The organism is Rhodococcus yunnanensis NBRC 103083 (assembly GCF_001895005.1).
Taxonomy (GTDB): Bacteria; Actinomycetota; Actinomycetes; order Mycobacteriales; family Mycobacteriaceae; genus Rhodococcoides; species Rhodococcoides yunnanense.
In genome coordinates this window covers 60,031-73,745 of sequence record NZ_BCXH01000016.1, presented here as the reverse complement: position 1 = coordinate 73,745, position 13,715 = coordinate 60,031, and the positions used below count along the sequence as shown (strand labels likewise).

Below are 13,715 nucleotides of genomic sequence, written 5' to 3'. Positions count from 1 at the left end.
ATCCCATGCCCCTGAACAACCCTATGACCCTGTCCGAGCTGACGTCGCTGTCGGGACTCGATGTGTTCGACTATCTCGATCAGGCGATGTCGATTCCCGTGATCGACGGGCTGCAAGCCCAAGGCGATCTCATCGTGGTACCGCACGAGCGGCTCGAGGCGGTGATGACCACGTCGTGGTCGCACACGGTGGACGTTCCGCTCTCGGGAGTGGAGTTGTTACGCAGTGCCGCAGGCGGTAACCCGCACACGCTCCTCGCCGACGGCGGCGAGTGCAGATGGTCGTCGCGGGTACACGACTCTCGGGGACTTGCGCTCGGCATTCTCGACACGCAGGTCGTTGCCTATCTCATCCATCCCGAGCACGGTGCCACCGGAATAGCTCCCGGCCGGTACGTGATCGGCCGTCAGCGTGAACGCGGCGTGGGCGGCATGTTCGGCTCGTCCCAACTCGTGGCGGATTGAGTACCTGCGACGACGGCGGGACTGACTCCGGTCCGGTCACTTCTGCCAGACCGACACATGTTTGGTGCTCTCCGCGGTGAATTCCGAGCGGTCCCAATCCGCCCAGCGGTGCGCCGGCGTCAGGCCCGCGATGCGGGCCATGAGGTCGAACTCCGCGGGCCAGGCGTATCGGAAGGGGATGCGTCGGAACCGCCCTCGGCCATCGGCCGAGACCGTGACGTGGTTCGAGGTGAACCGTTGTGTCACGACGTCGTACTGGTCGAACCCGACGTACCCGCTACCGGATTCGCCCGGGGTCACTGCGAACGGAACGATGTCCTGCCCTGGCGGCAGACGTCGAATGTCCGGCAGTCCCACTTCGATGAGGAACAGGCCGCCGGGCCGCAGGTGGGCGGCCGCGTTCCGGAAGACGTCGACTTGCGCGTCCTGCGTCGTGACGTTGCTGATCGTGTTGAACACCAGATACACCAGGGAGAATCGGCCGGGCACCCGCGTGGTCGTCATATCGCCGATCGTCACGTCGACGTCGTCGCCTCCTGGCTTGCCGGTGATGCGTGACGCCATGGCCCGGCTCAGTTCGATACCACTCATCTGGACCCCGCGGGCGGCGAGCGGTGCGCCGATCCGCCCGGTCCCGACGGCGAACTCGAGCACCGGTCCGTCGCCGGCCAGATCCTGCAGAACGTCCACCGCCGGTGTGATCACGGCGAGTTCGTTCTCGCCGCCGGGATGGTCGTAGCGCGCGGCCACACTTTCGGGGAACAAGCCGTCCGCAGGATCGTCGTCGTGCCGGATACGGGAATCGGCCCTGCTCGTCTCGTTCGTCATGGTCGTCGGACGCTACACCCGGTCTGTGCCACTGTGCATTCGATTTTCGGCGCAGGGAGCGGAGGCAGGGAGCAAGGGACCTCAGGGTTCGAACGGATGCTGAGTGAGTGCTGCGCTGAGGACCGTTGCCGCCTGCAATGCCTCTTTCGCATGAAGGTTGTATCGGTCCTGGAGCGGGCCGGGCCTGGATTTGACCGCCAGCGAATTCGCCAGATGAATGCGCTCGTGCAAACTGCGGAGAGCTACGGCCAGGGCACCGTCGATCTTCGAACTCTGTGCTTCCAACAATGCGTGTCCGGTCCACGCATGGCCGATGTGGCAGCGGAAGTTGTGTTTCTCGTCGATGGCGATGAGGGCACCCCCGCAGTCCGGGCACACGTAGCCCGAGGGTGTGCCGAGATGGTCGGCGGTGGGGTGGCGTTCGAACCGGCTGCTGCTTGCGATGAAATTCTCGAATTCCAGGCGCTCTCGATCCAAGGACGTGCTCGGTGGGCGTGGTCGTTGATCCATTCTCATCAGCATCGGGCCGATCCGCGCCGCGGGGAGAACGTGATCGACGCCAACTTCCTCGATGGCGTGACCCGGCAGGGTCGGGTAGACAGCGTCGTTGGGATGCTGCGCGATCGCGATGCCTCCGCGAGCCTGGATTGCGGCGAGGCCGTCGACGCCGTCGTCGCCCACTCCGGACAGCAGTACGCCGACGGCCCGCGTCTCGGCCGACACTGCGACCGATCGGAACAGCGCGTTGATCGATGGGCGATGTCCGTTTTCCGTCGGCCCGTCGCTCAGGAGCGCCTCGCCGCCGTCGACGAGGAGGTGACGGCCTGGGCGCGCGACGTGGATGACTCCGGGGCGCAACGCAGCGCCGCTTTCCGCGGTCACCGCGGGCAGCAATCCTGATCGATCGAGAATCTGCGCCAGCGCACTGGTTCCGTTCTCCGGCATGTGCAGAGCTACCAGCATCACGTGCGGAAAGTTTTCGGGCAGATGAGCGACCAATGCGGTCAGCGCCTCGACACCGCCCGCAGAGGCACCGACGGCGACGATGAGAGGACTGCTGGAATCCGGCACGCTTCCGTCTTACCCGAATGGCGGACTTCTAACCGAAAGCTCGGGCTTGCTGCGTTCACACCGGCCGATGCGTCAGAATGGACGTTACAGTCATGGGCGCGCGGGCGAACCCTACGTCCGCACGAAACCACGGAAGGACCCGGTTTGCCCGAGGAACTCGACGACGATTTCGAGACGCTGCTTCGTTATCTGCGAGATGCCCGTGGATTCGACTTCACGGGGTACAAGCGCACGTCGTTGATGCGGCGGGTGCGGCATCGGATGGAGCAGATCGGCTTCGAGGAATACTCCGAATATCTCGATCATCTGCAGGCGAGCTCGGACGAGTTCGCGTCGTTGTTCAACACGATCCTCATCAATGTCACTACGTTCTACCGAGATCCTGACGCGTGGGAAGTGCTGCGCACCATAGTTATTCCGCAGCTACTCGCTCAGCGGGGTCCCGATGATCCGATCCGGGTGTGGAGCGCAGGATGTGCGACGGGCCAGGAGGCGTATTCGCTGGCGATGTTGCTCGCCGACGCGGTGGGCCCGGAAAGCTTCCGCCAGCGCGTCAAGATCTACGCCACGGACGTCGACGAGGATGCGCTCGCCGCGGCACGTCAGGCGTCGTACGACGCGAAAGCCGTCGAGAACATCCCGGCGGAACATCTTTCGCGTTTCTTCGACCAGGACGGTACGCGGTACGTATTCAGCAAGGAGCTGCGCAGGGCGGTCATCTTCGGGCGAAACGACCTCGTCCAGGATGCTCCGATTTCGCGTATCGATCTGTTGGTGTGCCGGAACACCCTGATGTATCTCAACGCCGAGACGCAGCGACGGGTATTGGGCCGGTTGCACTTTGCGCTTGCGCCCCATGGAATTCTCTTTCTCGGCCACGCCGAGATGTTGCTGAGCCACAGCGACCGTTTTGCGCCGTTCGATCTGAAGAACCGTCTGTTCCGCAAGGTGACCGACGAGCGAAGCGCCCCTGCCCGAATGCCGTCGGAGACTCTCGCGGAGTCGGTCCACGACTTGCCCGGCGTGTCCAATCTGCGCGAGCTCGCGTTCCGTCACACCCCCGTCGCGCAGGTGGTACTCACCGGCGACGAGACGGTTGCGCTGATCAATCAGCACGCCGAGTCACTGTTCGGTCTGTCTGCTCGTGATGTCGGACGCCTGCTGCGGGACCTGGAACTGTCGTACCGGCCGGTGGAGTTGCGTGGGTACGTCGAGCAGGCCAAAGTCGAACGTCGGTCGTCGAGAATCCGTGACGTCGAGTGGCTTCAGCACGGCGGGCAGGCTCTGTGGCTCGAGATCCATGTCAACCCGCTGATCGATGCGGGGAACGGGCTGGTGGGTGTGTCTGTCGCATTTTTCGACGTCAGCACCACACGCGCCCTTCTCGACAAGGTCGAGGAAACGAACAAGCAGCTGGAGAACGCCTACGAGGAACTTCAGTCGACAAACGAGGAGCTCGAGACGACCAACGAGGAGCTGCAATCGACGGTCGAGGAGCTCGAGACGACCAACGAGGAGCTGCAGTCCACCAACGAAGAGCTCGAAACGATGAACGAGGAGCTGCAGTCCACCAATGACGAGCTGCACGAGATCAACGGGGCGCTGGGGGACAAGACCGTCGAATTGACGCAGGCGCAGGAGTTCTTCGACTCCATTCTCGATTCGGCGGCGGTGGGAATCATCGTGGTCGATCGTGACATGCGGGTGACGGTCTGGAACCGGGCGACGGTGGAGCTCTGGGGGGTCACGGACACCGAAGCGCGGGGACGTCAGCTGCTGGCGCTCGACATCGGATTGCCGACCGCGCAGCTACGACCGCTGATCGGCAATGCGCTGGTGGACGAGAACTACTCCGATTCCATACGTTTGGACGCCATCAATCGCCGTGGCAGAGCGGTGCGGGTGCTGATCCGGTGCAGCCCGTTCAAGGTGCACGATCGTGAGATCAGGGGCGCGATGCTACTGATCCATCCCGACTCGGATTGACCATCGGATTCAACCGGGATACCAGCCGTTATCGATACATCGGAAGGTAGTTCTCCGGACCCATGACGGACCAGACGGTTTTGCCGTCCTCGCTGGGAACGCTGCCCCACGCCTGGGACAGCGCGGCGAGAATGGCCAGACCCGACACGTAGGTACCGGGATCGGCGGATTCCTCGCGCAACACCGCCGGTGCCGGACTGCCGTCCTGCATGGCGATGGTCACGAGGTCTCCGCGCATCTCGACACGCATATCGAGATCGCTGTCGGTGTGCCGTAACACGTTGCCGCTGAGCACCGAGCTGATGCACCGCGCCGCGGGCACACACTCCGGGTGACCCCAGTCGCGCAATGTGTCGGTCACCAGCTCGCGCATCTCGGCGAGGCCCGCCTCGGTCCGCGGCCGGTGGTGGCGGACACGCACCCGCACCGGCGACGAATTCCGGCCTGCCCGAATCTCGGCCAGGGCGTCCTCGACGCCGGGATGTATGGGCAGGTAGCGAGCTATGCCGTTTCGGGTGAGCCGTTCGCGTCGATCGGACGAGTTCGAGACGACGGACAGCGGTATTCCTGGCCATTGCCGAATCAGCCAGCTGGAGCTCGTCAACACCGTCCACGCCGATTCTGTAGGAACCGAGAGATCGTCGACGACGACGAGGACTGCATCAGGAGAATCGGTGGCGGCTTTGACGATCGTGTTGCGGACCTGCATGTAGCTTCGCGCGTCGAGTACACCGTGTAAATGCACGACGGGTATCTGGTTCACCCATTCGGTGGAGGTGAAAACAGTATCTTCGGTCATCGGATCTGCCTCGGACGAAGGTGTGGTCGTTTCTCGCGTGCAGCGCCTGGTTGCTCATCGAGAACCACTCCAAGTCTACCGCCCACCCCGGCGGCGGACCGTGACGATGTCGATGCACATCCGATCGTCATATAGTGGATCTGTTGGTACTCGATGCGATTGTTCGCTGACGTGTGGAGTAGGTGAGCCCGTGACCGACGACGATTCCCCGATATCGCCTGGGTCCTCGACCGAGCGTGGCAGTGCGGCCGCGGCAAGAGCGCGCGAGCTGCAGCAGCGGCGTCTCGATCTGAATTCCGGCAAGCCATGCACCCCGGAAACCGCGCAGTCCGCGCAGAAACGCGCCGAGAATGCCTACGACCGCGCGGCGCGCGCGCATCTGGCTGCCGCCCTCGGCCATCAGCATGCGTCGATGGCTCATCTGCGCGCCGCGGAGGTGCATGAGCGCGCGATTGCGCAGGGTTTCGGCGATGCCGACGAGCACAAGGTCGCCGCCGCCGAGCACCGCCGGGCGGCTGTGGAGAACGACATCGCCGGCGCCATCAGCCAGCGTGAGGCGACGGCGGATTTCATGGCGCGGCGCGCGGCCACGGCGTCGCAACGCATTCTCTCGACGCAGCGGGCGCCCCGATCGAAGCAAGCACCGCCCCAGCGCGTACCGGAGCAGCACGTATCAGACCAGCAGGTGTCTGGGCAGCACGTGTCTGGGCAGCAGGACATGTCGGATTGCTGATGGGCCTCAGTTGCTGTTGGGCCTCAATTGCTGTTGGGCTTAGGTGCCGGGTGATCGACTTCGACAAGTTGTGCGGCGATCTGCGCCACCGGGACGTTCTGGCCCTGCGACAGTTTGCTGAGCAGTCGGAATGCTTGTAGCGCGTCGATCGAGAAGCGTTCCATGATGATGCCCTTGGCCTGGCCGATGATGTCGCGGGATGCGAGAGCCGACCGGAACTGCGCGTCGCGGCGTGCCCCGGAGAGCCCGACGGCGGCGTGTGCAGCCAACGCCAGAGCCTGTTGGACCGTGTCCTCGTCGAAGGCCGCCGCCGAGTCCGAGTACAGGTTGAGCGCCCCGAACGATTGCTGATCGGTGTAGAGCTGGATCGACAGACTGGACCGTACCGAGGTGTGGTCGACAATTGCGCGCGCCAGCTGCGGCCATCGGGTCTCGGTGGTGTAATCGCAGACGTGGACGGTGTGGTGTCCGCGGATCGCATCGAGGCACGGACCGTCGCCGAACTCTTCCTGCAGTTTGTCGATCAGTCGTGGCGCTTCTCCGGTGGGCGCTGTCGACTCGATGGTGTGGTCTTTTCCGTGTCGACGGATGAGGCTGACGCCCGCGTGATCGACTGCGGTGACCAACCGCGCGGCACTCGTGGTGACCTCGTAGAGAAGGCCGTCCGCGGTGATAGGGTGTGCACTGCTCGAGTGGTGCATCGACCGCGCCAGGTCCGCGATCGCGGCCTGCATGTCGTGCGCGCTGGTATTCATCTCAGGCCCCCTGACATGGTACGAGGTGTCTTCCACGTTGCCACATCCACGCGGTCCTGTGAAGTCGACGCGTTCGAATACTGGCTGGCCTGTTTTCTGCTTGAATGGGTGCCGTCGCCGCGGGAACGAGGGGTCGGCTCGGTAATCCTGTACCGGGTCGCGGTGACGATTGCTCCACACAGAAGGCTTGCGCCCGAAGCATGCGACTCCTCTACACATGGTGGGCTCACCCCGCCGATTACGCCTGGACTTCGTCCTACCATCGAGCCGACCCGTTGCTGCGTCGCGCCGACGTCGCACTCGGGACGTGGTGCTGGATGTATGCAGCGCTCTGCATTCTCGGCACCCATACCCCGGCGGGCGCCCCGGACGGTGCCCAGCGTGTGCTCGCGCTCGTACTGGCAGGCTCGTCGACCGTCATCGGAATCCTGTGGGTGCTCCGGAGGTGGCCCAGCGAGAACGTGTCGCGGTTGTTCGTGCTGTATCTGGAGCTCAGTGCGGCTGCGGCGTTGCTGATGCTGAGCGATCCGTTCGTCGCGTTGCCCTGTGCCGCCGCGTTGGGTGTCAACGGCAGCTACATCGCAGCGTTTCACAGCCAGAAACTGTTCCTGGCCCACCAGATCTGGGTCGCCGCACTCGTCGGTGTCCTGTTCGTCTCGGCTGTCACCGCGCCCGGCGCCGACGTGGTCCTCGCATGCGCCTATCTGGTCATGCTGACGCTCGTACTCTTCTCTGCCCCGGTGCTCACTCAGGCATTTCTTCTCCTGTTGCGCCGCGATGCCGCGACCTCGCTCTTCGACCCTCTCACGGGTCTCCGGAATCGACGGGGGCTCGATGTTGCGATCGGGGAGTACGGAGTCCGACTCGATGTCGCGGTGGTGATGGTCATCGACCTCGACCGTTTCAAACAGGTCAACGACCGCTTCGGCCATGCACACGGCGACGTCGTCCTGCGAAGTACCGCGGGTGCGATCGATGCCGCCTTCCCGCCGCCGTCCATCACGGCTCGGACCGGTGGGGAGGAGTTCGTCGTCGTCGCCAGAATCGCCGCTGCGGAGGCGATAGAGCGTGCACGCACACTGCAGGCGAGCTTCATCGCTCATGCGGGGACGGGTACGACGGTGAGCATCGGCATCGCCCACGCACCCGACTCGGGTTTCCGGCGCGCGTGGGAGAAGGCAGATGCGGCGATGTACGACGCGAAAAAGGCGGGCGGAAACACAGTGCATATCGCCGCCGCGAGACACTCCGACGCGCCTGAAGATACCGATAATTTCCGCTGATCATCGGCAATAGCTACGCTTGAGTGAATTCTCTTACTTCGAAAGGCGTCGCACTGTGGCGAAGCAGGTCATTTACGAATTGGTCGACGACATCGACGGCACCGCCATCGACGAGGGTCACGGCGAATCGATCGAGTTCTCGCTCGACGGCGTCGATTACGTGATCGATTTGAAGAGCAAGAATGCCAATGACTTTCGGAAGAAAATAGACTACTACGTCGGTTTTGCCACGCGCGTCGGCGGACGTAAGCGGAAAGTGACACCTGCGGGTGCCGCAACGAAATCTGCACCCGCGGCAGCGGCTCCGGCGAAAAGGGACGCATCCGAAACCCGCGCCATCCGGCAGTGGGCAGCGGACAGCGGCTACGACATCAACGACCGCGGACGAATTCCCGCCGATATCGTAGAGGCGTACGACGCAGCTCACTGAAAAAAAGTAGTTCTGCTGCTGCGCCTGCAGGAATTGTCGCGCCCGTGAATCGCGGTGGGAAGCACCGATGAGCGCGATGGCGGGCGCAGCACGGAATCTTCTGTACCGCTCAGGGTTGGAGCTGCGAGGCTCAGGGTTCGACGTGAGCCGCGGCTTCGGCCAGCCAGTCTTCGGCAACCCGCTGGGCTTCGCTGTCGGTGAGTCCGGAGACCGCGTCGAGCAGCTCGGGTGAAGTGGTCGTCCGGATGATTCCGACGAGTGCGATGGCGTGCAGCCGCATCCGAGGGGTTGCAGGCCCGTCTGCCTCTGCCGCGAGCGCGGCCACCAGGCGCTCCTCCCATGCGGCCCACATGCGCAGAAGTCCGGATTCCAGCGCGGCCGACTGACCGTACCCGCGATGAAACGCCTCGAGTCCTGCAGTGTCGTCGGTGCGCGTGAGCAGTGATTCGACCAGCGCCTCGGCGTGGGATTTGTCCCCCCGGCGCTCGATCGCCGAGGCGACGTCGTCGATCAGCGAGGTATCGGCGAACGCGAGGTCCTCCTTGGATCGGAAGTAGACGAAGAGTGTCTTGACCGAGATGTCGGCGGCGTCAGCGATCTCGGCGACGGTGACATTGTCGTATCCGCGTTCTTCGAACAATCGTTCCGCAACCGCGATGACGTTCTGCCGTGTCTGCAGCTTTTTTCGTTCCCGGAGACTCATGGAAACAGAGTAGCGAAAGTTATTGACCATAAAAGGTAAGTGAGTTACTTTTTAGCCATGACTTCCCTTACTGTCTCGCGCAACCGCATCCTGGTGGTCCTCGTGCCACTCATGTTGGTCCTCTTCATCTCGAACTTGGACCAGACCATCGTCGCCACCGCGATCCCGTCCATCGGCCGCGATCTCGGCGCGCTGGAGTCGTCGTCCTGGATCGCGACCTCATACCTCCTGACCAGCGCAGTATCGACGCTCATCTTTGGAAAGCTCGGCGACATGTACGGCCGCAAACGCATCTTCCAGATTGCAATCGTCGTGTTTCTGCTCGGATCGGTTCTCGCCGGACTGTCACAGAGTCTGGTCATGCTGGTGATCTTCCGCGGGCTGCAAGGCATCGGCGGCGGCGGGTTGAACTCGCTGGTCATGGCCATCGTCGGTGAAGTGATCCCCGCTCGGCAACGTTCGAAATATCAGGCGCTGACGGGCATCGTCGCCACGATCGCGCTGATTGCAGGTCCCTTTCTGGGTGGGCTGTTCTCCGACACCCTGTCGTGGCGATGGATCTTCTACATCAACATCCCGATCGGACTGGTCGCGCTGGTCATCATCGGACTTCGCGTGCATCTGAACACTCCGAATTCGACGGGACGCGTCGACGTGTGGGGCGGTGTCCTGGTCACCATCGGGACGGCTGCGCTACTGCTGTTCGCCACCGACACAGCGCAGTGGTCTCTGCTGATTCTCGCCGTCGTCGGCCTCGGCGCGTTCATCGTGGTCGAAAGTCGTGCCGCCGAACCGATTACGCCACTCCATCTGTTTCGGTCGTCGGTCTTCAGTATCTCCTCGGTCCAGTTCTTCGTCTCGACGCTCGTCCTCTTCGTCGGAATGCTCTACGTCCCGCTGTTTCTGCAGTCGGTGCAGCACTACTCGGCCTTCGTCGCCGGGCTGTTCCTGATTCCACAACTGGTCGGATTGATCGTCGCGACAGCCGTGGCCGGACCGTTGATCTCGAAAACCGGTCACTACAAGCAGTATCCGATCATCGGTGCAGTCCTGACCGGCGTGTCGATGTGGTTCCTCTCGACCGTCGACGCCGGTACAGCTGCATGGGCGATCATCGTGCCACTCGTCTTCGCGGGTGCCGGAATCGGACTGTTCGTTCAGGTATCTCTGCTTGCCGGGCAGAATGCCGTCGACTACCGGTTCCTCGGAGTCGCAACCGGAGCGCTCAACTTCTTCAAGAGCATCGGCGGCGCGCTCGGCGCTGCGGTGTTCGGCGCCATCCTTGCTGCGTCGGGCGGAGTCGCCTCGGTCGGTGCGTATCAGGAGGTCTTCTTCTGGACCGTGCCGTTCATGGCGCTCGCGCTTGTGCTGGGAGTTCTGATGAAAGAAAAGCCGCTCAGCGAAGAGATGATGCTCGTCGCAGACGGCAGCGTCGAAGCCAAGGAGTACTGATGAGACTCGCAGATCTCGGGGCCTGGGCCCTGCGCGGTTCCTTTCGGTTACTTCCCCGCTCCGACAAAGAGTTACGTCTGGTCGGTCCGGACCCCGAGGTTGTTCGCGTGCCGACGCGACACGGGTCGGTTCGATGCCTCGTCTACCGTCCGGAGACGGTCGCAGACAGCGGCCCGGTGTACATCCACTTCCATGGCGGCGCCTTCATCGTCCGGTCACCCGAGCAGGACGAGCACGTCGCACGCAGGATCGTCGACGAGCTGCAGGCGATCGTCGTTTCCGTCGACTACGACACCGCACCGCGAGTGGCGTTCCCTGTCGCGGAGGAAGAGTGCATCGATGTGGCGCGGTGGATCGCCGCACGATTCACCGGCCCGATCGCCGTGGGCGGATTCAGCGCCGGTGGAAAGCTTGCGATCAACGTCGTTCAGCAGGGATTCGACGCCGCTGCGTTGGTCGTCGCGTATCCGGCGTTGGACATGACGCTCGGCACGGGTGAACGTCACTCCACTCTGAGAATGCCCGCGGTGTCACCGTGGCTGATCCGGCTGATGTACGCCACCTATTTCGCCGGTGCAGACCGCACGAACCGGCTGGCGTCACCGCTCCTCGACCCCGAGGTGGCGTACTTCCCGCCGACGCTGCTCGAGACGGGTGGTCTCGACGCAGTTCGGGCAGAGGGTGATCGATTCGTGGATCTCCTCGCCGAGTCGGGAGTCGATGTGACCCACCGGGTGTTCGAGGGGAGTGATCACGGGTTCACAGGCGACAAGACTGCGGGCCCCGACGCGATTGCCCTGATCATCGACCATCTGCGGGCGCACGTGTGCAGCGTGGACGGTCGTGGCTTATAGTCATTCCACTAACACACTAGTGAAATGGTGACCGATGATCGCGTACCGGATCGACCGGCGCTCGGGCATCCCTGCGTACGTGCAGTTGGTGCTGCAGACAAAGCAGGCCCTTCGCCTCGGTGAGCTGACTGTCGGTGAACGGCTCCCCACGGCAAAAGACGTCGTCGGCGCGTTGGCGATCAACCCGAACACAGTGCTCAAGGCATATCGCGAGCTCGAGCGGGACGGGTTGGTCGAACCGCGGCCGGGTGTGGGCACCTTCGTCGTTGCAACTCTCGCCAAGCCCGGCATGGTGGAGAAGGCGGCACTGACCGAAGAACTGAATCGCTGGGTCGGGCACGGTGTCGCGGCAGGACTGGACCGGACCGATCTGGAAGCGCTGGTCACCTCGGCGCTCGATACCCGCTATTCGGGCGAAGGAGATTGCTGAGCAATGACCGACACGGTGCTGTCCATGACGGACGTCGACAAGTCCTTCAGGCGCAAGAAGGTGCTCGACGCCTGCTCCTTCGAGATCGAGCGCGGCACCATCACCGCGCTGGTCGGATCCAACGGCGCAGGCAAGTCGACGCTGATGTCCCTCGTCGTCGGACTCCTCTCACCTGACGGCGGTTCGCTCGAGGTGTTGGGAAAACCGGTGGGGCAGCGAGGGATCGCGCCAGGTCTGTCGTATCTCGCCCAACACACACCTCTGTACTCGAGGTTCACGGTGAAAGAGATACTGCGATTCGGCCGGAACACCAACCCGTCCTGGGACGACGCCTATGCCGCGCAACTCGTCGACGCGGCAGGGGTACCGAGGTCTGCGCGCATCAAATCGCTCTCACCGGGCCACCGCACACGCGTCGCACTGGCACTTGCGCTCGGGCGTCGACCCGACGTGCTCCTGCTCGACGAGCCGCTCGCCGACCTGGACCCCGTCGCGCGCCGAGCCGTCGCGCAGACGTTGATGCGGGACGCCGCCGAGTACGGGACGACGATCGTGCTGTCCTCGCATGTCCTTGCCGAATTGGCCGACGTCGCCGATCATCTGATGCTGTTGCGCGACGGCAGGATTCGGCTTTCCGGCGCTGTGGACGACGTCGTCGATGGGCACTACGTGCTCATCGGATCCGGTGATCCGGCCGCGGTGGTGACCGACGGCTCGGTGGTGTTGGAGGCAACAGGTTCCGGCGGAAGAGTATTCGTCGTCCGCGGCCCCCGACCCGACGCACCGCCGGGATGGCACGTCGACGCTGCGACACTCGACGACGTCGTGCTGGCCCACCTGAGCGCGCGGAGTGCATCGTGATCTGGGTGACGTGGCGTCAGTTCCGCGCAACCGTCCTTGCCTCCGTGCTCGTACCCCTTGTTCTTGCTGCCGTGGTTTTTGGGTTGACACTCGGCCTCGGCGGGGTTCGTCCGTTCGGAACCTTCTTCTTCCAGTGCTTCGGTTATGCGGCGACGGGGTGCCTCGCGGAATCGACGCTGACTCTTGCGTCCGTGGCGACGATCGGATTGCCCGTCGTGCTGGGGCTCTTCGTCGGAGTCACGGTGTTCTCACGCGATATCGAACGTGGCACACACGTCCTCGGTCTGACACAGGCGGTGAGTCGTCGACGCTGGTACTGGACGCGTGTGCTGGTGGTGTTCGTTCCCGTCGTCCTCGCGATGCTCGTCCTGGGGTACGTGTGGTTCTGGGCTCGGTACCAATACCAATCCACCTCGGGCGCATTCGGTTTCGTAGGCGCCATCGACTCGCGCCTGCAGTGGCCGTCGTTCGGTGCGGCAGGGTTGGTTCCTGCCGGATACACGGCCTTGGCGCTGACGATCGGTAGTACGAGCGCATTGTTGTTGCGGCACACGGTCGGTGCCATGATCGCGACTCTGGTTCTGACCGTATTCGCGTTGGTGCTCTTTCCGGTTCAGCTCCGCGAGCATTACGCCAGCCCACAGGTGCAGGAAATTCCGCTCGACGAGATGTTCACCGGCGCGTTCTCGTCGTACACCCAACTGGGGTACGCCGACTTCTATCCGGAATGGACCGTCGGTACCGACTACGTGGACGCTCAGGGGCAACGGGTCGTGGTTGCCCCCGACGCGTGCGTCTCGAATGGCGACGACTGGGTCGAACCGGCGGCCGACGAGACCAACGCCGAGTACGAGGCACGTCTGGACGCGTGGTACGCCGAGGACGCACGTGAGAGGGTGACGTGTCTGCGCGCGATGGGTGTCGACCACTACGAGAGTCGCTACCACTCGGACCGGATGTTCTGGCGATTCCAGTTCACCGAAACGGCGCTGTGCCTTCTGCTCTCGGCAGTGCTGGCAGGCTCGTCGACGTTGCTGGTGCGTAGGTTGCGGCCCTGAGGTGGATG

Annotated in this window: 15 protein-coding genes; 10 read left to right on the top strand and 5 right to left on the bottom strand. The window is 63.6% G+C overall.

Annotated features, from left to right (window positions below):
- The first annotated feature begins 11 nt into the window (after positions 1-11).
- A complete protein-coding gene (locus RY1_RS22205) occupies positions 12-464 on the top strand; it encodes a DUF8820 family protein (RefSeq protein ID WP_072806293.1) in 453 nt (150 codons plus the stop codon).
- 36 nt (positions 465-500) lie between these two features.
- Here the strand turns inward: RY1_RS22205 and RY1_RS22200 are convergent, their stop codons facing one another.
- Together RY1_RS22200 and RY1_RS22195 are read right to left on the bottom strand one after the other, a co-directional pair.
- A complete protein-coding gene (locus RY1_RS22200; protein ID WP_072806219.1) occupies positions 501-1,292 on the bottom strand; it encodes a class I SAM-dependent DNA methyltransferase in 792 nt (263 codons plus the stop codon).
- A gap of 81 nt (positions 1,293-1,373) precedes the next feature.
- Entirely contained in the window at positions 1,374-2,363 is a 990-nt protein-coding gene (locus RY1_RS22195; RefSeq protein ID WP_072806218.1) for a chemotaxis protein CheB, read from the bottom strand.
- Positions 2,364-2,507: 144 nt separating this feature from the next.
- Between RY1_RS22195 and RY1_RS22190 the strand changes: the two genes are divergently transcribed.
- Entirely contained in the window at positions 2,508-4,349 is a 1,842-nt protein-coding gene (locus RY1_RS22190; RefSeq protein WP_072806217.1) for a CheR family methyltransferase, read from the top strand.
- A 28-nt stretch (positions 4,350-4,377) separates the two neighbouring features.
- On the opposite strand, the gene RY1_RS22185 is transcribed toward RY1_RS22190, so the two are convergent.
- Positions 4,378-5,148, bottom strand: a complete 771-nt coding sequence (locus RY1_RS22185; RefSeq protein ID WP_072806216.1) for an ATP-binding protein — start codon at positions 5,146-5,148, stop codon at positions 4,378-4,380.
- 190 nt (positions 5,149-5,338) lie between these two features.
- Here RY1_RS22185 and RY1_RS29820 point away from each other — a divergent pair, with 190 nt between their 5' ends.
- A complete protein-coding gene (locus tag RY1_RS29820; protein ID WP_139279949.1) occupies positions 5,339-5,881 on the top strand; it encodes a hypothetical protein in 543 nt (180 codons plus the stop codon).
- Positions 5,882-5,904: 23 nt separating this feature from the next.
- Here the strand turns inward: RY1_RS29820 and RY1_RS22170 are convergent, their stop codons facing one another.
- Complete coding sequence (locus tag RY1_RS22170; RefSeq protein WP_072806213.1) at positions 5,905-6,636, bottom strand: GAF and ANTAR domain-containing protein; 732 nt, start codon at positions 6,634-6,636, stop codon at positions 5,905-5,907.
- 200 nt (positions 6,637-6,836) lie between these two features.
- On the opposite strand from RY1_RS22170, the gene RY1_RS22165 reads away from it, so the two are divergent.
- On the top strand, positions 6,837-7,919 hold the full coding sequence (locus RY1_RS22165; protein ID WP_072806292.1) for a GGDEF domain-containing protein: 1,083 nt from the start codon (positions 6,837-6,839) through the stop codon (positions 7,917-7,919).
- 55 nt (positions 7,920-7,974) lie between these two features.
- Positions 7,975-8,349, top strand: a complete 375-nt coding sequence (locus RY1_RS22160; RefSeq protein ID WP_072806212.1) for a histone-like nucleoid-structuring protein Lsr2 — start codon at positions 7,975-7,977, stop codon at positions 8,347-8,349.
- A 130-nt stretch (positions 8,350-8,479) separates the two neighbouring features.
- Here RY1_RS22160 and RY1_RS22155 read toward each other — a convergent pair whose 3' ends face one another.
- A complete protein-coding gene (locus RY1_RS22155) occupies positions 8,480-9,052 on the bottom strand; it encodes a TetR/AcrR family transcriptional regulator (protein ID WP_072806211.1) in 573 nt (190 codons plus the stop codon).
- 57 nt (positions 9,053-9,109) lie between these two features.
- Here RY1_RS22155 and RY1_RS22150 point away from each other — a divergent pair, with 57 nt between their 5' ends.
- The 5 genes from RY1_RS22150 to RY1_RS22130 are packed head-to-tail and all read left to right on the top strand — an operon-like array spanning position 9,110 to position 13,707.
- Positions 9,110-10,504: an MDR family MFS transporter gene (locus RY1_RS22150; protein WP_072806210.1), complete on the top strand. Its 1,395-nt coding sequence runs from the start codon at positions 9,110-9,112 to the stop codon at positions 10,502-10,504.
- A complete protein-coding gene (locus tag RY1_RS22145) occupies positions 10,504-11,358 on the top strand; it encodes an alpha/beta hydrolase fold domain-containing protein (RefSeq protein WP_072806209.1) in 855 nt (284 codons plus the stop codon). Before RY1_RS22150 ends, RY1_RS22145 begins: the two co-directional genes overlap by 1 nt.
- A gap of 34 nt (positions 11,359-11,392) precedes the next feature.
- The gene (locus RY1_RS22140; protein WP_072806208.1) at positions 11,393-11,788 is read left to right on the top strand and encodes a GntR family transcriptional regulator; all 396 of its coding nucleotides are present in this window, start codon (positions 11,393-11,395) and stop codon (positions 11,786-11,788) included.
- A 3-nt stretch (positions 11,789-11,791) separates the two neighbouring features.
- Positions 11,792-12,649, top strand: coding sequence for an ABC transporter ATP-binding protein (locus RY1_RS22135; protein WP_072806207.1), 858 nt, complete (start codon positions 11,792-11,794; stop codon positions 12,647-12,649).
- Positions 12,646-13,707 (top strand): ABC-2 membrane transporter-related protein, encoded by a 1,062-nt coding sequence (locus RY1_RS22130; RefSeq protein WP_072806206.1) that lies wholly within the window; start codon positions 12,646-12,648, stop codon positions 13,705-13,707. The genes RY1_RS22135 and RY1_RS22130 overlap by 4 nt, the downstream gene beginning before the upstream one ends.
- Positions 13,708-13,715 lie beyond the last annotated feature (8 nt).